A 22,425-nucleotide genomic window follows, 5' to 3' on the forward strand; every position below is an offset into this window, starting at 1 on the left:
AAATTACTCCAGCCCCAGCGTGTACTGGGCAATTTTGAAGTAGATAATCAGCCCGGTACCGTCGATAAGTGTCGCGATAAAGGGCGCGGAAACCACGGCAGGATCGATGCGACAGCGCTTGAGCACCATCGGAATAACCGACGACACAATCGCACTCCACAGCGTAATACAGATGAGCGTCAGGCTAACGATAATCGTAATTTCCATTCCGATCCCCATCATCCAGGCGCGGATACACCCGGCGACACCCAGCGTGGCGGCAATCATCAGTGAGGTGGTCATCTCTTTACGCAGTACGCGCCCGACATCGCGCAGGTGCACTTCACCCAGCGCCATGGCGCGCACCAGGGTGGAGGTAATCTGCGTCCCGCTGTTACCGCCGGTGCCAATCAGCAGAGGAATAAAGAACGCCAGCGCGATGGCGGATTCCAGCGCCTCTTCAAAATGCTGAATAACCGAACTGGTATAGGCCTCCGCAATAAACAGCAGTAGCAGCCAGACGGAGCGTTTTTTCCACAGGCTATACGGGCTGATTTCCAGATAAGGCTTTTCCAGCGGTAGCGTTGCCCCCTGCAGTTGTGCATCTTCGGTCACGTCATCTTCCAGCAAATGCGCAATTTCGCGTTCGGTAAGGCAGCCGACCAGCTTGCCGTGCGTCACGACCGGCACGACATCCGCACTGCCGTGGGCCAGCACTCCGGCGACGTCGGCGCGTTCATCTTCCGGTTTCACCTGGATAAACTCAGAGAGCATTAATGTCTTAACTGGCTGCACCGTGTCAGAAGATTGTAATAATTTTCGCACCGCGATCATGCCTGCCAGACGGCCATGATCTTCAATAAATATATGCGATGGAATATCATCGTCTTTTAATTTTTCGAAAAATTGTTCGCGCGCCAGCGCCACGGATAATGAAATGTCGAGGACGATAAAATCGGTATTCATATATTGCGCTATGGCGCTGTCAGTGAATGCCGGGTTTTGATTATGAATCGCGTAAGACATAGTGAATTCCCTTAGAATAGTAAAATCTCTCAGGGGCGAGCAAGACAGGGCATGTCGAAGAGGAGATCCCCACGTCCTGGGTTCAGCACTGTACACCGTATCCCATAAGGGAAGTTATACTGACAAAGCCTTGATTCGACAGTGCCTGTTTTACCCTGTGCCGGTTCTCTCGAACCCACCAGAGCGATAACGTGTATTTGTACAGGAGCCTCGCCATAACGAGATCGTTGTAAACGTGGGGGATAATACGCCAGTTTTAAAATCCTGCTCTGGAATTTAAAAGATGTTTATGAAACGTTTAGAAGACAAGCCATTGCCGCAGCCTTTCTGTTTCCCTCTTAACCCATAGTGCGAAATACTTTTTCCATAATCCTAAATCCTCCCTCCGGCGCTATCGATCTCATCAGGTGTTGACTATCATAGCGCCCCTGTTGATGGGGAAGGCTGGCGTGGGTCTGCAGGCCGCCAAAAGGAAAGGGAGGAGTATGATTTCCATTTTGCTCGTGGACGATCATCCGGCAATCTGTTTTGCACTGAAGGTGCTGCTTGAAAAGCAGGGTGATATGGTCGTCAGCACCTCTACCGGGGAAAACCTGCTGGCACAGTTGCATCAACTCCGTCCGCAATTACTGATTCTGGATCTCGAACTAAAGCATGCGGACGGCCTGGACCTGTTGCCGCGAATTAAGCTGCACTATCCGCACCTTAACATCCTGATCTTTACCAGCCAGTCTGCAGGTATTTATGCCCTGCGGACGCTTCAGGCCGGGGCGCAGGGATTTATGAATAAAAATATGCCGCTGGAAAACGTCGAGCCGCTGTGTCGGTTAATTATGGCCGGTTATCAATGTTTTCCGGAAGGGACGCTGTTCAAGGCTGCCAGCGTCAGTAATAACAGCGACGCGCACGAAGCGCTGTCAGGCCGTTTTTCCGATCGCGAAATCGCCGTGCTCAACTATTTCAGGCAAGGTAAGACCAACAAAGAGATTGCCGATCTGCTGATGCTGAGCAACAAGACTATCAGCACCTATAAAGCCCGGATGCTGCAAAAATGCGGCTGCGACGAACTCAGCCAGCTTATCTCCCTGGTGTTTAAAGAGGGCGATAATGAGGATCCTTAGCGGGCTGCTGCTGTTATTCATCTCGTGCATCGTTCACGGTGCGATGGCCCAGGAGCCGCTTAAGCTTCTCGCCAGAAGTCTGGAGACGATTGCCGACCCTGGCCTCAGCGCCAGCGAGTGGCGCTGGGTGCGGGAACACCGTAAGATCCGCCTGGCCGTCTGGCTGCCAATGTCGCCGCCCTATGACATTACCACTGGCCTGAACGACTACGGAGGCATTAACGCCGATTTTATCGGCCTGGCAGCAAGTAACCTCGGCGTCGAAATAGAGGTTATTCGCTATCCAGACTATGACGACGCGCTGGCCGCGTTGCGTGCAGGTCATGCCGATTTTATTGCCCAGGCCAGCGATAACCAGCGTAGCCAGGGGCTACTGCTGAGCCATCCCTATAGCCCTAACACCGCCGTTGAAGTAGTGAATAGCGAAGCCACTCAGGATGACCGCGTCAGAAAAATTGCCATCGCGCCGGGCTACTCATCGCACAAAGTCCTGCAACGCTATCCGCAGGCGCAAATCGTCCCCTTTTATTCACCACGGCACGCACTCGAAGCACTCGCGTTTCGAAAAATCGATCTCTTCTTTTGTGACGGCGTTACTGCTCGCTATCTGGTGAACCAGTCTGCTATCAGTAATTTACTGATCCGCCCCCTCGACTCACCTTTTCCCGTCTCCGGGTTTTCCTTTGCCGCGCTGCCGAAAATGCAAACCTGGATAACCGTGCTTAATCGCGTGCTGGCCGCGCTGCCGGAAAGCGCGTCGATAGAGATCCACCGCCGCTGGAACGGAGGCATCCCGCTATCGCTTAGCGAGCAGCGACCGATTTTTACCTCGCTTGAGAATAAATGGATTGATGAGCACCCACGCATCCGGGTGGCGGTGGCCGAAGATAACCCGCCGGTGGCCTTCTTTGATGAAAACGACCAACTGCGGGGCATTATTGCCGATGTCCTTACCGCGTTACAGCTTCGCACCAGGTTTACCTTTGCGATCCAGCGTTTTCCCACTCAGCGGGCGGCCCTGAAGGCGGTAAAATCGGGTAAAGCGGATCTGGTCGCTGGCGTGGCGCAGGGGGATATCTGGCGTGCGGATCTGCTGACCACCCGCACCTGGCTTTATAACTCCTGGGTCATGGTCGGCCGAGCGCACCCCCTTGCGGACGCGGTGAACCCTGGCGTGTTAGGCCTGGAGGGACAGTCGCCAGAAGAGTGGCTGCGCAAGCAGAGCGGCGGCCAGTTGGTAAAAGTCGATACCTGGCGACACGGGCTTAACCGGGTGCTTTACGGCGACGGCGAAATGATGGCGATGCCGTTGATTGTCGCGAACACCCTGCTGGAAAATAACGCCTATTCCACGCTGCGTATTCTGGGCAGTATCGACATCGATCCGATGCGATACGCGTTCGGCGCGTCGCGTCAGTCCTGGCCGCTCGTTACCATTTTGAATAAAGCGCTGATGAATATTCCGCCGGAAGATCTCCATGCCATCACCCGTGGCGGCGGTAGCGCCAACCGCTTCGCCTCGTCCGGCCAGAAGCAGGTCGCGCTGAGCACGGTGCTTATTGCCGCCATGGCCGCGGGGCTGCTGCTGATCCTCGCCACCGGCTACGGTTATCGTCGCCAGGCGCGCTACCAACGGCGAGTGATGGCGATCGTCGCCGCCCAGCGTCAATCCAGAAATCGTGCGCTGAGCGCCAGCCGGGCAAAGAGTAGCTTCCTGACCACCATGAGCCATGAGATCCGCACCCCGGTCAGCGCGATCCTCGGGATGCTGGAGTTGGTGATGCAGCGCCCGGGTGATACGCCGCAAAATCGCCAGTCGGTTCGGGTGGCGTGGGACGCGGCCCAGGCGCTGCTGCACTTAATTGGCAATATCCTGGATGTGACGCGCATAGAGTCTGGCCGCCTGATACTTCGCCCGGAACGCGCCTCGCTGCGTAAGCTGATTGAGGAACCGGCGATGCTGTTCGACGGGATGGCGAGGCAAAAAGGGCTGGCATTCGTGCTGGAGCTTGATGCCGATCTCCAGCAGGATGCGCTGGTCGATCGTAGCCGCTTCAGGCAAATTCTGGTCAATCTGGTCGGAAACGCGATCAAGTTCACCCAACGCGGCCAGATAACCCTGCGGGTGCAGCTTCAGGGGCGCGATAACGGGTATGTGCTGTTGCGCATTGACGTGGAAGATACCGGCGAAGGTATTGACGGCGCGACCCAACGGCGGCTGTTCCAGCCCTTCATGCAGGGCAGCAGCCAGAACGTCGCCCAGGGGAGCGGGCTGGGCCTCTATATCTGCCGTACGCTTACCCGGATGATGGGAGGCAGTATAAAATTACACAGCGAGCCAGGCCGCGGCACGCAGGTGACGGTATGCCTCATGCTGCCCGTGATGGAAGGGCTACAGGAGGCGCCTGTTCAGCCTGTATCGCATCAGTCTCCTGCTGGCCTGCGCGTGATGATCGTGGACGATAACCCGGTAGGCAGAATGTTACTAAGCCAGCAGCTTAGCTGGCTCGGCCATCACGTCATCAGCGCCGACGGTGCTAAATCGGCGTTAGACAAGCTCACGTCTGCCTGCCCTGATGTGGTTATAACCGACTGCAATATGCCCGGCATGAGCGGCTTTGAGCTGGCGCAGGTTATCCAGGCACAGTATCCCGGCATCCCCATTTTTGGCGCAACCGCTGACGCGCGGGACGTTGTGCGTATAGACGCGCGGGAAGCCGGAATGCGCGACTGCCTGTTTAAGCCGGTCACCCTCACCACGCTTGCGCAGAGTATGGCAACGGTAAGCACTGCCAGCCCCGCCCCCGATGAGCCGCAACAGGCGCTGGCGTGTAACCTGCCGCCGGCGCTGCTGGAAGGGGATAACCTGACCCTGTTTCTTTCGCTGCAAATCGCTGTGCTGGATGAGTCCCTTACCCGCTTGCGCGCATGGCATAACGCGCCGGAAACTTCCCTGCGTGAGACGTTGCACAAGCTGCGGGGCGGGATCGAGATGTTGGGTGTTCCCGCCCTGGTCGCAGCCTGTGAAGAGCAGGAAGCCGCCCCGCACAGCACAGGAGTACGCCAGCTGGAGAACGGGCTTGAGCAGCTTCGCGCCGTCCTCACGCGTTGGCACGATACGGGACTACACCCGTAATCCGCGTCCTACACCGATGAGGACGCGTCTGCATCGTTTTGGCTATCCTCATTGCAGTACTCTTTTGTCGACAGGAGATGGTATGCGCATTGGCTCATGTCATCCATCAACAAAGGAGAAAGATGATGAAAAAATTAGTGTCCGTTCTGACCGTAGTGGCTGCTGCAGGTATGTTCGCGTCCACTTCCGCCCACGCCGCTGAGACCTGTGCGGCTAAAAGCGCTGCGCTGGAAAAAGAGATCAAAATTGCTCAGCAATATGGCAATACCTACAAAATCGACGGCCTGAAAAAAGCGCTGGCAGAAGTTAAAGCGCACTGCACCAACGCAAGCGTGCTGGCTGATGCGCAAAAAGAGGTGAACAAGCTGGAGAAAAAACTGGCTGAAAAACGCAGTGACGTGGCTGAAGTGCAGGCAGATTTGTCTGAAGCTAAAGCAAAAGGTGATGCGAAGAAGATCGCTAAATACCAGAAAAAACTGGCAGAAAAACAGGCCGACCTGCGTGACATTCAGCAAGAGCTGAGTCAGGCTCGCGCCGAGCTGGCTGCGCATAAGTAATCAAGTGTTGTGAGCTTCAGTGCGGGGAGTCTTATGGCTCCCCGCGTTGTTTGTTGACGCAAGGATGTTGATTCGGCATGCCACGCGAATAATGCTGCCAGGCGTAATGGCAGCGGCGGCCCTGGCACAGGAAAAAAACAGGGGTTATTCTCAATAACACCTATAAAGGGGCGATATCGCTTGATATTCATGCCGCTACCCCGTGCCTGACGCGCCCTCTGCTTGAAGAGTGGGGCGTAAAATCCAGGGTACTGGATAAGCTCAACTGGGATATCAGAGGCTGCCTTACCCGCGACTCGGCAAATCAGTTCGAACTCCAGTTCTGGTACCGCCCGGAGGCCAGCCTGCTGACGCTATTATTCCCGCAGGAGGCTTTCAACCCACAGCAAAACGGAGTCAGCACCAGCCGTTGGGATGATGGCATCAACGCTCTGTTCGTTAACTACCAGCTTGACGTTAATCATCAGCGGGGACAGTACCGCTGGGATACGCCGGGGACTGACGCAACGCTGGTGTTAGAAAATGGCCTTAACGTCGGACCGTGGCGAGTGCGTTACCAGAACACCTTCTGGCGAGAGGCCGATAAACAACACGGCTCCTACAGCAACGCCGCCTCGGTGTGGCGCAGTATTACCGCCATGCGTTCGCGCCTGAACATCGGCGACGGGTACACCTCACCGAACCTGTTCGACAGCCTCGCCTACAAGGGGGTCTCGCTTGCCAGCGATGAAGCGATGTTTCCGGATAGCTGGCGCCCCTATTCGCCGCTGATTAACGGCTATGCGCGCAGCGAAGCGGACGTCACGCTGCGCCAGAACGGCGAGCGTGTCTACCGCATCCACGTGCCGCCGGGGCCGTTTGTTATACGCGATTTCAACCCGCCTGATACACAGGGCAACCTCGAACTGACCATTCAGGAGAGCGACGGCAGCGAGCGTACGCGCTTGATTCCGTACTCGATCATGCCAAACCTGGTTTCGCATGACATGTTTAGCTACGAGCTGACGGCCGGACGCTACACACCTTATCACGGCGTGGAAAGGGATAAAGACCGCTTCTGGCAGAGCACGTTCTCCTGGGGCATCGCTCGGCATACCACGCTGTTTGGCGGCGTGCAGCATGGCGAGAACTACGTCAGTCATGGGGTGGGCATGGGCGGTAATATGGGTAAATGGGGAGCCTTATCAGCGGATGTGCGCCACGCGCGCTATACCCAGCAGGGAGAAACGCTCAGCGGCAACGTTGGGCGGCTGCGGTACGCGAAAACATTTTCTCGCACCGAAACCAGCCTTAATGCCGGGCTTTTGTGGTACCCCAACGACAGCCAGTATCGTTCGCTTGAAGAGCGGCTAAACCGGGCCTCGATGCTGGCCTGGGGGTGGGATGATAACACCACCCGGCGAACGCTGGAGAGCCAGGTGGCGTTAACGCAAAACTTCAACGAAAACTCAAGCCTGAGCCTCTCCTGGCGCTGGCTGAAATCACGCAGCCGCGAGGCAGGCAGCAACAGCCTCACGTTGAGTCTTGACGCCAGCTGGCAGGAGATGGATATCGCCTTGTACGGCAGCTATGACCGCTACGCCGACTCTGCGCCGGAATCGACGATCGGCATTAACATCAGCATTCCGTTTAGCATTGGTCGCCACTTCAGCAACATCGGGTGGGTTTCCAGTCTCGCTAACCGGAACAAGAACACGCACGGAATCAACGTCAACGGCTCGGTGCTGGATGATTATAGCCTGCGCTATGACCTCACCGCCTCGCACACCGAACACGCAAACGATGCCCTGAACACCCGCGTGGGCTACCAGTACAACAGCGGGGAGCTGAACCTCAGCATGAACCACAGCGGTACGCAACGCGATTACCATGGCGACGTCAGCGGCAGTGTGCTGTTTTATCCGGCGGGGGTGGTCTTTGGGCAAAAACTCGGCAGCACCGCGGCGCTGGTTCAGGTGCCGGGCTCGGCGGGGATCGGATTTTATAATCAGTTCGGTTCAACCACCAGCGCGGATGGCGACCTGCTGGTGAGTTACCTTACGCCGTGGCGAGTGAACCGCATTACGGTGGACAGCTTAAGCCTGCCAGAAGGCGTGGATATGGATGTCAGCGAACGGGAAACCGTCCCGACGGACGGCGCCATTGTGAATATACGGTTTATGCGATCGGAAACAAAAAAGGTTACGCCGGACTCGCTTACCGCCTCGCCGGGGGCTGGCGGTTGATACCTCATTTAAGATTATTCGTTTCTAATAGCCCGTATGTGAAGACAACGATCCGGGTGTGGGAATGGCGTGGTTTGACAATTGGCTGAATCATTTTGCGCTCTATCCGGCGCAGCTATTCGTACTGCTATTTGTGATAGCGTTGAGTAAATCGACAGTGCTTCTCTCCTCCGTGCTCCCGCCCGCGTCGGTGATGCTGCTGACGGGCATAACCGTCAGCCAGTCGAGCCTGCATCCCGGGCTGACGTGGTTTGCGGTGGTGATGGGGGGAACGACGGGGTCAGTGCTGAACTACCATATCGGCCAGTTGATGGGACATACGCGGCTGGTGACGCGCCTGACGACAAAACATGCCGATAAATTTTTGCGGGTACAACATCAGTTGCAAAAAAACGGCGTGCTGGTGTTATTCACGGCGCGTTTTCTGGCGGTGCTGCGCTACATCGTGCCGCTGGCGGCGGGAATGCTCAGGCTCCATGCCCTGAAAGTGTATGCCGTCAGCCTGGCTTCCGCCAGCGCGTGGGCGGCACTCTATGTCGGCATTGTCACCGGCATCAGCGCCTTTTGAGATGCAGGTTTCGCTCTACGCCAGGATGTGCGAATACAGAGTGGGAGGAGCCCGGCGGCCAGCTCACCACTAAAGGGGCGTGCTTGAAGTGTAGATGGGGCATTATATGCGCGAGTGGGCCCGGCAGGGGATGGTGAAAAAGAGCCTGGTGCATCCGGGCCGCTGAAGGTGGGTAACTCGCTGGTGGATGCGTTTACTTTGTAATATTACCAGGGTTTTCCTGCCGATCGGGACGCGTGGGGTGAAATCAAAACCGATCGGCAATGGCGCCTGTAGCCTGGATAGCCAGGGTGGCAATTAACCCACCCTGGCCGGTTCCTCACTCCCCAGCGGGGGAAGGGAGGTTAGACGTTCTTCCGTTCGATGGTTTGTTCGCCCCAGAACAGCGAGTCCTTATCCGTTTTTTCGAAAGCGCGTACCAGCACTTCATCACTGCCTTCTTCCCAGATTTTCTCCGCCAGCTTCTCGTCATATTTCGCGACTTCAAAGATAGCCTCGGCAATTTCCGGAGAGGTGTTGCGTAAACGTGCCCATTCGCCCACGTGGTGAGCTTTAGATTCTTGAGTTGGCATGCTTGTCCTCCTGTAGGGGTTTAGCCGTTCAGTTTTTTAGCCAGAGTGGCGACATGTTCACCCTGGAAGCGGGCAATAGCCAGCTCTTCATTGCTGGGCTGGCGCGAACCATCGCCACCGGCAATGGTAGTTGCACCGTAAGGCGTCCCGCCGCGCACCTGGGAGATATCAAACAGTTCCTGTGCGCCGTAGCCAATCGGCACAATCACCATCCCATGATGAGCAAGGGTAGTCCAGGTTGAGGTAATCGTCTGCTCCTGACCGCCGCCGGTTCCGGTGGAGCTGAATACGCTGGCGAGCTTGCCGTACAATGCGCCTGAAGCCCAGAGGCCCCCGGTCTGGTCGAGGAAGGTACGCATTTGCCCCGACATATTGCCGAAGCGGGTGGGGGTTCCGAAGATGATCGCATCGTAGTCTGCCAGTTCCTGCGGGGTGGCCTGCGGGGCATTCTGCGTTTTTCCGCCCGCCTTCAGGAACGCTTCGGCATTCATGGTTTCCGGCACGCGCTTCACCACAACCTCAACGCCATCGACTCGGTTAGCCCCTTCAGCCACTGCGTGAGCCATGGTTTCAACGTGTCCATACATGGAATAATAGAGCACCAGAACTTTTGCCATTTTGCATCACTCCTCGTTTATGTTTTCTTTCAGCGCCTCGCTGCCTCTCTTTTAAAGATAAGACGTGATAGCCAGACTGCAAATTTTAAGGCCATTTCTTTGATTTATAACAAAATGTTAACGTTAATCAGGCTGTAGCAATATGAAACATTTTTACGTTGCTTGTTTTCTGGAATGATAAGAAAGACTTATTGATAATTCAGCGCGGCGGCCGTTTATATCACGCCGAACATGTTGCAGGATATTACCTTATGCTTGCCGGAATCCCTTATTACACTAAGCTTAGTTTCACGCGGCGCAGTTAAAGATCCGTTATTAACGTCGCGAGGTGAAAGAATTCTCTTTTACTGAATGCAGTATGATGTCTAATGTTTCACACTCTGGAGGTTAGAGATGGCAAACCATCGTGGTGGTTCCGGTAATTTCGCTGAAGACCGTGACAGAGCATCAGAAGCAGGCCGTAAAGGTGGCCAGTCAAGCGGGGGGAACTTCAAAAACGATCCTCAACGTGCATCAGAAGCTGGCAAAAAAGGGGGGAAAAACAGCCACGGCAGCAGCAAGTAACACGCCGGGTTGAAACCCTGCCGCCGGGACTCCCGGCGGTATTTTTGTTTCTGCAACACTGAAGTAACCTCTCACGTCAGGCAACGCACGCTCACGGTTGTTTTTTAATGCACAAAGCACCCGTTCCTCCTGCGATGGGTACGGATAAATGCCGTACGTAACAGGGTGGCGTATGCCGACACGAAAAAACGTATCGACCTTCGCTTAAACGTTCAAGACAAAACGATAATTGAAGTTTTTCCAGAGCACGCTGGAAAACGTACCGCGGATGATTATCGAAGGGATCCGCGAGCGTTAATTCTCCGACGGGAGGGGGCAGCTTAAATCGCCCTCTTCACACTGCATGAGCGTAGCAAGGAAGGCTTCGCGCTCCACAGTTTTCTCCGCAAGGCACTGATTGACGATCATCGGCTGAACGCTGCCGCTCTCGGTCCCTGAGCCTATAAAGGCACAATCAGCATCACGCAGGGCGATCCACGCCTGCTGCGCTTTTTTTAGCAGAACGCGCTGCGGCGCAGGCGCACGCTTGACAGCGGCCTGGTAGGTCTGATTGAGTTTTTCATCCGCAGTCTGGACCTGCTGCGCGCTGCAGGTGTTTAGCTCGGCCTGGGTGGTGGCGTCGGCGCAGGTTCCGGCCAGCGCGTTGGCGCTGAAAAGCAGTGCTGCGCCGGCGATAAGATAGTATTTCATACATTCCCCATAAAAAAAGCTCCGTCTCCGGAGCCTTATTAGCACAGCCTCAGCCTATTGTCATCAGGCTGGCGTTGCCGCCCGCCGCCGCCGTGTTGACGCTGAGCGAGCGCTCAACGTACAGCCGCTCCAGCAGCAGGTTAGTTTCGCCGCGGGCGAAGCCCTGCACCGAGACAATGGCCCCGCTGCGTGCCGCCACCTGCTCACACAGTTCGCGCAGTTGGTCAGAATCACCGTGATAAATCACCGCATCGAACGGCTGAGACAGCAGGTCATCCGGCTGCGCAAAATGAATACGGGCAGAGACAGCATTCGGCAACTGTTGCGCCAGGTCACGGTGCAGGGCATCTTCCGGCCAGAGTACTTCACAACCCGTTGCGGCTGCGGCCGCCAGCTGAACCAGTGCGTCCTGTTCGTTATCTGCAACACACAGCACGCGTTCGCGCGGCATCAGCGTCCAGGTGTTGCGCTCACCGGTTGGCCCCGGCAGCAGACGTTGAGTACCGGCCTGGGCCAGTTCGCCATACTGTTGAGCGAGGGCGCGCAGTGCCGGGCGTTTTTCCGCCCAGGTGATGAGCGCCTCAAGCGGCTGCGTCAGTAGCGTTTTCAACCGTGCATCAACCGCATACTCCGTATCCTGCCGCTCCAGCGTGACGTTCAGCGCATTTTCCGGACGGTTAGCCAGCAGACGGTACAGATAGAGCGGGCCACCCGCCTTCGGACCCGTACCGGAGAGACATTCACCGCCAAACGGCTGCACGCCCACCACGGCGCCGACCATATTGCGGTTCACGTACAGGTTGCCCACTTTGGCGCTGCCGATGACCTGGGCGATGGTCTCGTCGATGCGGGTGTGCACGCCGAGCGTCAGGCCATAGCCGGAGGCGTTGATCTGCTCGATCAGTTCATGCAAGTTGTTACGGTTGTAGCGCACCACGTGCAGGATCGGACCGAAGACCTCTTTTTTCAGCTCGTCGAAGCGTGCCAGCTCAATCAGCGTTGGCGGTACGAAGGTACCGCTCTGCCATTCGCGGGTATCTTCGCTGTTATCACGCACCGCCTGGAACACCGGGCGACCTTTGGCGCGCAGGGTCTGAATGTGGTTTTCAATGTTCGCTTTAGCTTCTGCATCAATCACTGGCCCGATATCGGTGGTGAGACGGCCCGGGTTACCCATACGGCACTCGGCCATAGCGCCGCGCAGCATCTTCAGCGTGTGGTCAGCCACGTCGTCCTGCAGACACAGCACGCGTAGGGCGGAGCAACGCTGTCCGGCACTGTCGAACGCCGAGGCCAGTACGTCGATCACCACCTGCTCGGTGAGCGCCGAGGAGTCGACAATCATGGCATTCATGCCGCCGGTTTCAGCCACCAGCGGAGTGGGACGGCCCTGGGCATCCAGGCGCGATGCGAGGTTACGTTGCAGCAGCATCGCCACGTCGGTGGAGCCGGTAAACATCACGCCGCGCACGCGTTCATCAGACGTCAGTCTGGCGCCGACAGTTTCCCCCCGGCCTGGCAACAGCTGGACAACGCCTGCAGGCACGCCGGCTTCCAGCAGGATGTTAATCCCCTGGGCGGCAATCAGCGGCGTCTGTTCTGCCGGTTTTGCCAGCACGCTGTTGCCTGCGGCAAGCGCGGCGGCAATCTGGCCACTAAAGATCGCCAGGGGGAAGTTCCACGGGCTGATGCAGACCACAGGGCCGAGCGGACGGTGAGTTTCGTTGTCGAAATCATCGCGCACCTGCCCGGCGTAATAGCGCAGGAAGTCGACCGCTTCGCGCACTTCCGCGATGGCGTTGCTGAAGGTTTTACCGGCTTCGCGCACCAGGATGCCGATAAGCTGCTGCATCTGATCTTCCATCAGTACCGCAGCCCGCTCGAGAATGGCGGCACGCTCCTGAGGCGGGGTGGCGAACCAGATTGGCGCATTGTTCACCGCGTTATCCAGGGCCAGTTCCACTTCCGCGTCGGTGGCTTCACGCACGTAGCCCACAATATCTTTTGGCTCTGCCGGGTTGAGGACCGGCTGCATTTCACCTTCAGCCACCGCGTGTTCGAGGATCGGTTTAGCCTGCCATTTCTGTAACGCGCTGTTCAGCAGAGCAGAGGAGAGGGAGGCCAGGCGGTGCTCGTTAGCCAGATCCAGACCGGCGGAGTTGATACGCCCTTTGCCATACAGCTCGCGCGGCAGGGCAATCTTCGGATGCGGCAGGCCCAGTTGACCTTCCTGCGCCGCCATTTTCTCAACGGCCTGCACCGGGTCGGCGACCAGTTCGTCAAGCGGCAGGGTGGTATCCGCGATACGGTTAACAAAGGAGGTATTGGCCCCGTTTTCCAGCAGACGACGCACCAGGTACGCCAGCAGCGTTTCGTGCGTCCCGACCGGGGCATAAATACGACACGGACGGTTCAGCTTACCGTCCGCCACTTTACCGGTGACCTGCTCGTACAAGGGTTCACCCATCCCGTGCAGGCACTGGAATTCGTACTGACCTGGATAGTAGTTCTGCCCGGCGAGGCTGTAAATCGCCGCCAGGGTATGGGCGTTGTGGGTGGCGAACTGGGGATAAATCAGGTTTGGTACGCCGAGCAGTTTCTTTGCACAGGCAAGATACGAGACGTCGGTGTAAACCTTGCGGGTATAAACCGGATACCCTTCCAGGCCGTCCATCTGCGCGCGTTTGATTTCGCTGTCCCAGTAAGCGCCTTTCACCAGACGGATCATCAGACGGCGGCGGCTACGGCTTGCGAGGTCAATCAGATAATCAATCACGAACGGACAGCGTTTCTGGTAGGCCTGAATCACAAAGCCAATTCCGTTCCAGCCTGCCAGCTCCGGCTCAAAGCACAGTTTTTCCAGCAGGTCGAGGGAGATCTCCAGTCGGTCTGCCTCTTCGGCATCGATGTTGATGCCAATGTCATACTGGCGGGCCAGCAGGGTCAGAGATTTCAGGCGTGGATACAGCTCGTCCATCACGCGGTCATACTGCGCGCGGCTGTAGCGCGGGTGCAGGGCGGACAACTTAATTGAGATGCCCGGGCCTTCATAAATCCCGCGGCCGTTCGAGGCTTTACCGATGGCGTGGATCGCCTGTTGATAAGAGACCATATAGGCCTGCGCGTCGGCGGCGGTGAGGGCCGCTTCGCCCAGCATGTCGTAAGAGTAGCGGAAACCTTTATCTTCCAGCTTGCGGGCGTTGGCCAGCGCTTCGGCAATGGTTTCACCGGTGACGAACTGTTCGCCCATCAGGCGCATCGCCATGTCCACGCCTTTGCGGATCAGCGGCTCGCCGCTTTTACCGATAATGCGGTTCAGCGAGCGGGAAAGGTTGGCTTCGTTGTGGGTTGAAACCAGTCTGCCGGTAAACAGCAGCCCCCATGTGGCGGCGTTGACGAACAGCGATGGGCTGCGGCCAATGTGCGACTGCCAGTTGCCGTTGCTGATTTTATCGCGGATCAGCGCGTCGCGGGTGGCTTTGTCCGGAATACGCAGCAGGGCTTCCGCCAGACACATCAGGGCCACGCCTTCCTGAGAAGAGAGAGAGAACTCCTGCAGCAGACCCTGTACCATCCCGGCGCGTCCGGAGGCGTTTTTCTGTTTACGCAGTTTTTCCGCCAGTTGATACGCCAGGCTATGCGCCTGCACGGCAATGGCTTGCGGCAGACGCGCCTGCTCAAGCAGCATCGGCACCGCATCCGTTTCACTGCGGCGGTATGCGCCGGTAATAGCGGCACGGCTGACGGACTGCGGCAGGATCTGCTCGGCGAACTCGAGGAATGGCTGAGGGGTCTCTTCCACCGCGCTGGCTGTGTCGTCGCTCTCATTGGCTGCGCCGGAGAGCAGGGCAGGCAGCTCTGGCAGACCCTCCTCGCTCTCCAGCCTCTCCAGATAGTTAAAAATCGCCTGCTTGATTAACCAGTGTGGTGTGCGGTCAATGCGGGTCGCGGCAGTCTTAATTCTTTCGCGTGTGGCGTCATCCAGCTTAACCCCCATGGTGGTCATCCCCATGCCTTAACTCCTGTTGTTCTTTAATGGTATTCGGTCGTTAGCGTGAAATATCCACCATGTTGCAACTTTGTGCAACCTTGTTAATTGTGACCTGCCTTGCAGGCTGATAAATGAATGGATTGTTAAAGGTTGGTTGGCTGGAAAAATTGCCCCGCCTCTGCATCTGTAGCCTTTTTTTATGCAAAGCTTAACACTTTTAAAAGGTGCAACCCGCAAAAGCGTGAGCGAGTGCAACCTATAGGAAATACATATAAAAGCAGGGATGAATTTGATGTAAATGCAGTGTTAAATCGTTTGTCACGGGAAGGCGTATACGCCAGGATAGCGCGCCCAACGCAAACACTTACATACATCACTACGTTCCGGTGATCATATAACAAGGCAACCCGGACGGTTGTCGCTCGACACTTTTGGAGAATTTAAATGGCAATTAGCACACCGATGCTGGTGACATTTCTCGTCTATATTTTTGGCATGATCCTGATAGGCTTTTTGGCATGGCGCTCAACGAAAAACTTTGACGACTATATTCTTGGCGGCCGAAGCTTAGGCCCAATGGTCACCGCACTCTCTGCGGGCGCATCCGATATGAGCGGGTGGTTACTGATGGGTCTGCCGGGCGCGATTTTTATCTCCGGTATTTCCGAAAGCTGGATAGCCATTGGCCTGACCGTTGGCGCGTGGATCAACTGGAAGCTGGTGGCAGGCCGTCTGCGCGTGCATACCGAAGCCAATAACAACGCCCTGACGCTGCCGGATTATTTCACCGGACGCTTTGAAGATAACAGCCGCATTCTGCGCATTATCTCTGCGGTGGTGATTTTACTGTTCTTCACCATCTATTGTGCTTCCGGCATTGTGGCCGGTGCGCGGCTGTTCGAAAGCACCTTCGGCATGAGCTACGAAACAGCGCTGTGGGCCGGGGCTGCGGCAACCATCCTCTATACCTTTGTGGGCGGTTTCCTGGCGGTTAGCTGGACCGACACCGTACAGGCGAGCCTGATGATTTTCGCCCTGATCCTGACCCCGGTGATTGTGATTTTCACCGTCGGCGGCTTTGCCGATTCGCTGGAAGTGATTAAGCAAAAGAGCATCGAAAACGTGGATATGCTCAAAGGGCTGAATTTTGTTGCTATCGTGTCGCTGATGGGCTGGGGGCTGGGCTACTTTGGTCAGCCGCATATTCTGGCGCGGTTTATGGCGGCGGATTCCCACCATACCATCGTGCATGCGCGGCGTATCAGTATGACGTGGATGATCCTCTGTCTGGCAGGGGCGTGTGCGGTGGGCTTCTTCGGTATCGCGTATTTTAACAATAACCCTGCCCAGGCGGGCGCGGTGAACCAGAACGCCGAGCGGGTGTTCATTGAGCTGGCGCAGATCCTGTTCAACCCGTGGATTGCCGGTATCCTGTTGTCTGCTATTCTGGCAGCGGTGATGTCCACCCTGAGCTGCCAACTGCTGGTGTGTTCCAGTGCGATCACCGAAGATTTGTATAAAGCCTTCCTGCGTAAAGGGGCGAGCCAGCACGAGCTGGTATGGGTCGGGCGTTTTATGGTGCTGCTGGTGGCGTTAGTCTCCATTGCGCTGGCCGCCAACCCGGAGAACCGCGTGTTGGGCCTGGTGAGCTATGCATGGGCTGGCTTTGGCGCCGCGTTTGGCCCGGTGGTGCTCTTCTCCGTGCTGTGGTCGCGTATGACCCGTAACGGCGCGCTGGCGGGGATGATTATCGGTGCCATCACCGTTATCATCTGGAAGCAGTACGCGTGGCTGGGTCTGTACGAAATCATTCCAGGCTTTATCTTCGCTAGCGTTGGAATTGTGGTGTTCAGCCTGCTGGGTAAAGCCCCGTCACCCTCGATGCAGCAACGCTTTGCTGAAGCGGATGCGCATTATCATTCTGCTCCGCCGTCTAAACTGCAGGCGCAATAAACACCCCTCCCTTCAGTTTTCAATACTCACGGGGGGATCGCCCGCCGTGAGTATTATCGCTAACCGCTACAACGATAATCCACGTCACTATTACCCCGCGATACGTTTACATCTCGTCATTAAAACATCCCACATTTCGCTTGTTTTTCTTTTTTCCGTAATGATAATCACTATCACAATAATTTACCTTTCTTTGCATCAATTGACCGTGACTAACATTTGAGGTATCGGCATGTTTGTTCCATTTCTCATTATGTTGCGTGAAGGGCTTGAAGCAGCGCTTATTGTCAGCCTTATCGCCAGTTATCTGAAGCGAACCCAGCGCGGGCGCTGGATTGGCGTGATGTGGATTGGGGTATTCCTCGCTGCGGCCCTGTGCCTGGGGCTGGGTATTCTGATCAATGAAACTACCGGCGAATTCCCCCAGAAGGAGCAGGAACTGTTTGAAGGTATCGTGGCCGTTATCGCGGTAATTATCCTGACCTGGATGGTGTTCTGGATGCGTAACCTGTCCCGCAACGTGAAGGTGCAGCTTGAGCAGGCGGTGGATAGCGCCCTGAAGAAGGGCAATAACCATGGTTGGGCGCTTATTCTGATGGTCTTTTTCGCCGTCGCGCGCGAAGGGCTGGAATCGGTTTTTTTCCTGCTGGCGGCGTTCCAGCAGGATGTGGGGATCTGGCCACCCATCGGCGCGATGCTGGGGCTGGCCACGGCCGTGGTGCTGGGCTTTCTGCTTTACTGGGGCGGTATTCGTCTTAATCTCGGGGCGTTCTTTAAATGGACCAGCCTTTTCATTTTACTGGTGGCGGCAGGGCTGGCGGCGGGAGCGATACGCGCCTTCCACGAAGCGGGCCTGTGGGATCACTTTCAGAACGTGGCGTTCGATCTTAGCAACGTGCTTTCGACCCACTCGCTGGCAGGTACCTTGCTGGAAGGCATTTTCGGCTACCAGGAAACCCCGAGCGTCAGCGAAGTGGCGATCTATTTTATGTATCTGGTTCCGGCGCTGGTGCTGTTCGCTATGCCGCCGCGTACCGGTTCTCAGACGTCGCGCGTGGCGCGGTAATAGGCTATTTAGTTACAACATAATTTTAACGGGAAGGCTTATGGCAATTCAGTTCCGTCGTAGTGCACTGTGCGCAGGCATTGCCGCGCTGTTCGCTTCTGCATATGCCGCGCAGGCTGCGGATATTCCACAGGTTAACGTGACCGTAAATGATAAACAGTGTGAGCCGATGACCCTCACGGTCAACAGCGGTAAAACCCAGTTTATTATTCAGAACCACAGCCAGAAAGCCCTGGAATGGGAGATCCTGAAAGGTGTGATGGTGGTGGAAGAACGTGAAAATATCGCCCCTGGCTTTAGCCAGAAAATGACCGTCAACCTGCAACCGGGCGACTATGACATGTCCTGTGGGCTGCTGACTAACCCGAAAGGTAAGCTGATCGTCAAAGGTGGAGCGACGCCAGACGCCGGTACCGCATTACTGAGCCTGGGTGACGCCATCACCGCCTATCAAGACTATGTCATCCAGGAGACGGCCGAGCTGGTCGCCGGAACTCAAGCCTTTACCGCTGCGGTGAAAGCCGACGATATCGCAAAAGCGAAATCTCTGTATGCGCCGACCCGCCAGCACTACGAGCGTATCGAGCCGATTGCCGAACTGTTCTCAGACCTTGATGGCAGCATCGATGCCCGGGAAGATGATTACGAGCAAAAAGCCGCCGACCCGAAATTCACCGGTTTCCACCGTCTGGAAAAAGCGCTGTTTGGCGATAACACCACCAAAGGAATGGATAAATATGCTGAGCAACTGAATTCTGACGTGCTGGAGCTGCAAAAACGCATTAGCGAGCTGGCCTTCCCGCCGTCAAAAGTGGTGGGCGGTGCGGCGGGGCTGATTGAAGAAGTTGCCGCCAGCAAAATTAGCGGTGAAGAAGACCGTTACAGCCATACCGACCTGTGGGACTTCCAGGCCAACGTCGACGGCGCGCAGAAAATTGTTGATTTGCTGCGTCCTCAGCTGCAAAAAGAGGATAGCGAGCTGCTGGTCAAAGTGGATGCCAACTTCAAAAAAGTTGACGCTATTCTGGCAAAATACCGCACCAAAGAGGGTTTCGAAACCTACGATAAACTGACCGATGGCGATCGTAATGCGCTCAAAGGCCCTATTACGACGCTGGCAGAAGATCTGGCGAAGCTGCGTGGCGTTCTGGGTCTGGACTGAGCACGATGAACAAGCATGATGATGACCACGTTGCTGAACCTTCACGACGTCGATTATTAAAAGGGGTAGGGGCACTGGCCCTCGCCAGTGGGTGTCCGGTGGCGCATGCGGCAAAACCGCAAAGTGCACCAGGCACGCTGTCGCCGGGTGCTCGCATGCAGACGCAGCCGTTTTATGCTGAGCACCAGTCGGGCATTCTGACGCCGCAGCAGGCCTCCATGATGCTGGTGGCCTTTGATTCGCTGGCAAGTGATAAAGCCAGTCTGGAACGTCTGTTCCGCTTGTTAACCACGCGCATTGCCTTTCTTACCGCGGGCGGTCCGGCGCCGGACACGCCCAATACGCGTCTGCCGCCGATGGACTCCGGTATTCTTGGGGCGTTTATTGCGCCAGATAACCTGACCATCACCGTTTCACTGGGGGCGTCGCTGTTTGATGGGCGTTACGGGCTGGCAAAACAGAAGCCAAAAGCACTGCAAAAAATGACGCGCTTTCCGAATGATTCTCTCGATGCAAGCCTGTGCCATGGTGACGTGCTGCTGCAAATTTGTGCTAACATCCAGGATACGGTGATCCACGCTCTGCGCGATATTATTAAGCACACGCCGGATCTGCTGAGCGTGCGCTGGAAGCGGGAAGGGTTTATCTCCGATCACGCTGCCCGCAGTCAGGGTAAAGAGACGCCGGTTAATCTGCTGGGCTTTAAGGATGGTACGGCTAATCCCGATAGCAGCGATAGAGCGTTAATGAACGACGTGGTGTGGGTGAGCGCAAACCAGGGCGAGCCAGCGTGGGCGGTTGGAGGCAGCTACCAGGCGGTGCGGATCGTTCAGTTCCACGTTGAGTTCTGGGATCGTACACCGCTTAAAGAGCAGCAGACGATCTTTGGGCGCGACAAGCTGAGTGGCGCACCGCTTGGCATGACGCACGAGCGAGATGTTCCGGACTACGCCCGCGATCCGAATGGCGAGGTTATTGCTCTGGACAGCCATATTCGCCTCGCCAACCCGCGTACCAAAGAGACACAGTCGAGCCTGATGATGCGCCGCGGCTACAGTTATTCTCTGGGCGTGACCCACTCGGGTCAACTGGATATGGGATTGCTGTTTGTCTGCTATCAGCACGATCTGGAGAAGGGCTTCCTGACCGTACAAAAGCGGTTAAACGGAGAGGCGCTGGAGGAGTATATTAAACCCATCGGCGGCGGTTATTTCTTTGCGCCGCCTGGTCCGCGCGATCAAGGCGCATATCTTGCTCAGGGTCTGCTGGAGGCGTGAACATTGCCCCTGCGACAGTTCGCGGGGACATTATTTTTTTATATGACTCTTTTCTTATAATATATCTGTAATATTACTGTATTAGACTGAATCCACTGCAGGTGAAGTCTTAAAAGTTGCGTATGGGTAAAATAAATGTTGCATTTATGATAATCCCTGATGTACTTAAGATAAGACAGCGGTAGTACCCGGCAGTGATGTTAATCACAATGGAGATCGCGAATGGTTGCGTCCTGTAGTGGACAAGGTAAACAAAACAACCGCAACACCCGGCGCGGAGGCTCTGACTCCGGCAGCGATTTCTTCACCACTCACGTATCCTCCTCCTCTTCAGAACCTCTTTCTACCGACGTGCAAAATGGTGCGCGTAGCCGTTCTGTTGCGTCAAGACCAATAGCAAGTAATGGCTTAAAAGGAAGCCAACCCTCTGATGTTCGTGCGCATAATCGTGCCGATGCTGGCACGTGTGATGAATACCAACAACTCAAGGTGCTATCCATGGGAAGACAAAAAGCAGTGATCAAAGCTCGTCGCGAAGCAAAACGTGTGCTGAGACGGGATTCGCGTAGCCACAAGCAACGTGAAGAAGAATCGGTCACCTCGCTTGTGCAGATGAGTGGCGTAGAAGCAATTGGCATGGCGCGGGACTGCCGTGACACTTCTCCAGTTGCCGCGCGCAATGAAGCTCAGGCGCACTACCTGAATGCTATCGAGAGTAAACAGCTTATCTTTGCGACCGGTGAAGCCGGATGCGGGAAAACGTGGATCAGCGCAGCCAAAGCTGCGGAGGCGCTGATCCATAAGGACGTGGAGAGAATTATCGTTACCCGTCCGGTACTGCAAGCTGATGAAGATCTCGGCTTCTTGCCCGGAGACATTTCAGAGAAATTTGCTCCCTACTTCAGGCCTGTTTATGACGTGCTGGTCAAGCGCCTGGGGGCATCTTTCATGCAGTACTGCCTGCGACCAGAGATTGGTAAGGTGGAAATCGCGCCGTTCGCCTATATGCGCGGACGTACATTTGAAAATGCGGTCGTCATTCTTGACGAGGCTCAAAATGTGACCGCTGCGCAAATGAAGATGTTTTTAACGCGCCTCGGGGAAAATGTGACGGTTATCGTTAATGGCGATATTACCCAGTGTGACCTGCCATCCGGCGTAAAATCCGGCTTGAGCGACGCGATGTCACGTTTTGAAGAAGATGAGATGATTGGCGTGGTTCGCTTCACTAAAGATGACTGCGTGCGCTCAGCGCTGTGCCAGCGCGCGCTGCAAGCGTACTACTGAGTTTGCTGTTGTATTCAAGGCCCGGGAAGCCGGGCTTTGTTTTAGAGGCTTACGCTTCCCTCGCCCCGATCGTATTGCTGACAAGTAACAGGCGAAAAAAAAGCCCGCATTTTCATGCGAGCTCTTTCTTAAATGTGGCGGTGAGAGAGGGGTTCGAACCCTCGATACGTTGCCGTATACACACTTTCCAGGCGTGCTCCTTCAGCCACTCGGACACCTCACCGTGTTGTTTCGCTGCCTGACCGCTTGGGGGCAACGGGGCGCTACTATAGGGAGTTGCGCTAAAACGGTCAAGCAGATTTTATGCGTAAATGCTTGTTCGGTTATGCAGTAATCAGCTCTACCTGGTGCTCAACCAAAAAAAAGCCCGCATTTTCATGCGAGCTCTTTCTTAAATGTGGCGGTGAGAGAGGGGTTCGAACCCTCGATACGTTGCCGTATACACACTTTCCAGGCGTGCTCCTTCAGCCACTCGGACACCTCACCGTATTGTCATCCCGTTGTTGCCGGAACGGGCGCTAATGTAAGGAAAAGCCGAACAGCCGTCAACCCACTTTTTCAGTAAACTGGCGCGTTTAGACAAACTTCAGACAACCTGATTCCTTAATGTGCTGAAAGCGGCTTTTTTATCAGC

At 55.9% G+C, this 22,425-nt stretch carries 16 protein-coding genes, 2 tRNA genes, 1 pseudogene and 1 riboswitch; of the genes and pseudogenes, 12 read left to right on the forward strand and 7 right to left on the reverse strand.

Annotation, left to right across the window (positions count from 1 at the left end):
* Window positions 1-3: 3 nt before the first annotated feature.
* Window positions 4-1,005: a magnesium transporter gene (locus NL510_RS09220; RefSeq protein WP_253383959.1), complete on the reverse strand. Its 1,002-nt coding sequence runs from the start codon at window positions 1,003-1,005 to the stop codon at window positions 4-6.
* Between the two features lie 60 nt (window positions 1,006-1,065).
* A riboswitch (M-box (ykoK) riboswitch) is annotated at window positions 1,066-1,235 on the reverse strand.
* A 255-nt stretch (window positions 1,236-1,490) separates the two neighbouring features.
* Between NL510_RS09220 and NL510_RS09225 the strand changes: the two genes are divergently transcribed.
* The 6 genes and pseudogenes from NL510_RS09225 to NL510_RS09250 form a co-directional block, all read left to right on the forward strand.
* Window positions 1,491-2,126 (forward strand): response regulator transcription factor, encoded by a 636-nt coding sequence (locus NL510_RS09225; RefSeq protein WP_253383960.1) that lies wholly within the window; start codon window positions 1,491-1,493, stop codon window positions 2,124-2,126.
* On the forward strand, window positions 2,113-5,262 hold the full coding sequence (locus NL510_RS09230) for an ATP-binding protein (protein WP_253383961.1): 3,150 nt from the start codon (window positions 2,113-2,115) through the stop codon (window positions 5,260-5,262). Before NL510_RS09225 ends, NL510_RS09230 begins: the two co-directional genes overlap by 14 nt.
* Window positions 5,263-5,384: 122 nt before the next feature.
* The gene (locus tag NL510_RS09235; protein WP_253383962.1) at window positions 5,385-5,819 is read left to right on the forward strand and encodes a DUF1090 domain-containing protein; all 435 of its coding nucleotides are present in this window, start codon (window positions 5,385-5,387) and stop codon (window positions 5,817-5,819) included.
* Between the two features lie 218 nt (window positions 5,820-6,037).
* Window positions 6,038-8,044: a fimbria/pilus outer membrane usher protein gene (locus NL510_RS09240; protein WP_436299128.1), complete on the forward strand. Its 2,007-nt coding sequence runs from the start codon at window positions 6,038-6,040 to the stop codon at window positions 8,042-8,044.
* A 64-nt stretch (window positions 8,045-8,108) separates the two neighbouring features.
* Window positions 8,109-8,612 (forward strand): DedA family protein, encoded by a 504-nt coding sequence (locus tag NL510_RS09245; RefSeq protein WP_253383963.1) that lies wholly within the window; start codon window positions 8,109-8,111, stop codon window positions 8,610-8,612.
* Between the two features lie 135 nt (window positions 8,613-8,747).
* Window positions 8,748-8,885, forward strand: a pseudogene (locus NL510_RS09250) (bifunctional glucose-1-phosphatase/inositol phosphatase); the annotation flags it as partial.
* Window positions 8,886-8,956: 71 nt separating this feature from the next.
* On the opposite strand, the gene NL510_RS09255 reads toward NL510_RS09250, so the two are convergent.
* A complete protein-coding gene (locus NL510_RS09255; protein ID WP_253383964.1) occupies window positions 8,957-9,184 on the reverse strand; it encodes a YccJ family protein in 228 nt (75 codons plus the stop codon).
* A 20-nt stretch (window positions 9,185-9,204) separates the two neighbouring features.
* Window positions 9,205-9,801, reverse strand: a complete 597-nt coding sequence (wrbA, locus tag NL510_RS09260) for an NAD(P)H:quinone oxidoreductase (RefSeq protein WP_253383965.1) — start codon at window positions 9,799-9,801, stop codon at window positions 9,205-9,207.
* 393 nt (window positions 9,802-10,194) lie between these two features.
* Here wrbA and NL510_RS09265 point away from each other — a divergent pair, with 393 nt between their 5' ends.
* On the forward strand, window positions 10,195-10,365 hold the full coding sequence (locus NL510_RS09265) for a con-10 family general stress protein (RefSeq protein ID WP_137848914.1): 171 nt from the start codon (window positions 10,195-10,197) through the stop codon (window positions 10,363-10,365).
* A gap of 294 nt (window positions 10,366-10,659) precedes the next feature.
* On the opposite strand, the gene NL510_RS09270 is transcribed toward NL510_RS09265, so the two are convergent.
* Both NL510_RS09270 and putA read right to left on the reverse strand, forming a co-directional pair.
* Window positions 10,660-11,055 (reverse strand): lysozyme inhibitor LprI family protein, encoded by a 396-nt coding sequence (locus NL510_RS09270; protein WP_253383966.1) that lies wholly within the window; start codon window positions 11,053-11,055, stop codon window positions 10,660-10,662.
* A gap of 49 nt (window positions 11,056-11,104) precedes the next feature.
* On the reverse strand, window positions 11,105-15,067 hold the full coding sequence (putA, locus tag NL510_RS09275; RefSeq protein WP_253383967.1) for a trifunctional transcriptional regulator/proline dehydrogenase/L-glutamate gamma-semialdehyde dehydrogenase: 3,963 nt from the start codon (window positions 15,065-15,067) through the stop codon (window positions 11,105-11,107).
* A 423-nt stretch (window positions 15,068-15,490) separates the two neighbouring features.
* Between putA and putP the strand changes: the two genes are divergently transcribed.
* The 5 genes from putP (at window position 15,491) to phoH (ending at window position 21,791) form a co-directional block, all read left to right on the forward strand.
* On the forward strand, window positions 15,491-16,999 hold the full coding sequence (putP, locus tag NL510_RS09280; RefSeq protein ID WP_253383968.1) for a sodium/proline symporter PutP: 1,509 nt from the start codon (window positions 15,491-15,493) through the stop codon (window positions 16,997-16,999).
* Window positions 17,000-17,231: 232 nt separating this feature from the next.
* A complete protein-coding gene (gene efeU, locus NL510_RS09285; RefSeq protein ID WP_253383969.1) occupies window positions 17,232-18,065 on the forward strand; it encodes an iron uptake transporter permease EfeU in 834 nt (277 codons plus the stop codon).
* Window positions 18,066-18,105: 40 nt separating this feature from the next.
* A complete protein-coding gene (efeO, locus tag NL510_RS09290) occupies window positions 18,106-19,227 on the forward strand; it encodes an iron uptake system protein EfeO (RefSeq protein WP_253383970.1) in 1,122 nt (373 codons plus the stop codon).
* Between the two features lie 5 nt (window positions 19,228-19,232).
* A complete protein-coding gene (gene efeB / locus NL510_RS09295) occupies window positions 19,233-20,504 on the forward strand; it encodes an iron uptake transporter deferrochelatase/peroxidase subunit (protein ID WP_253383971.1) in 1,272 nt (423 codons plus the stop codon).
* Window positions 20,505-21,002: 498 nt separating this feature from the next.
* Window positions 21,003-21,791: a phosphate starvation-inducible protein PhoH gene (gene phoH, locus NL510_RS09300; RefSeq protein WP_253384831.1), complete on the forward strand. Its 789-nt coding sequence runs from the start codon at window positions 21,003-21,005 to the stop codon at window positions 21,789-21,791.
* Window positions 21,792-21,926: 135 nt separating this feature from the next.
* Here the strand turns inward: phoH and NL510_RS09305 are convergent.
* Both NL510_RS09305 and NL510_RS09310 read right to left on the reverse strand, forming a co-directional pair.
* Window positions 21,927-22,014, reverse strand: a tRNA-Ser gene (locus NL510_RS09305).
* Between the two features lie 175 nt (window positions 22,015-22,189).
* Window positions 22,190-22,277 (reverse strand) — tRNA-Ser (locus NL510_RS09310).
* Between the last annotated feature and the right edge of the window lie 148 nt (window positions 22,278-22,425).

This window comes from unidentified bacterial endosymbiont (assembly GCF_918797525.1).
In the GTDB taxonomy this organism is placed as follows: Bacteria; Pseudomonadota; Gammaproteobacteria; order Enterobacterales; family Enterobacteriaceae; genus Enterobacter.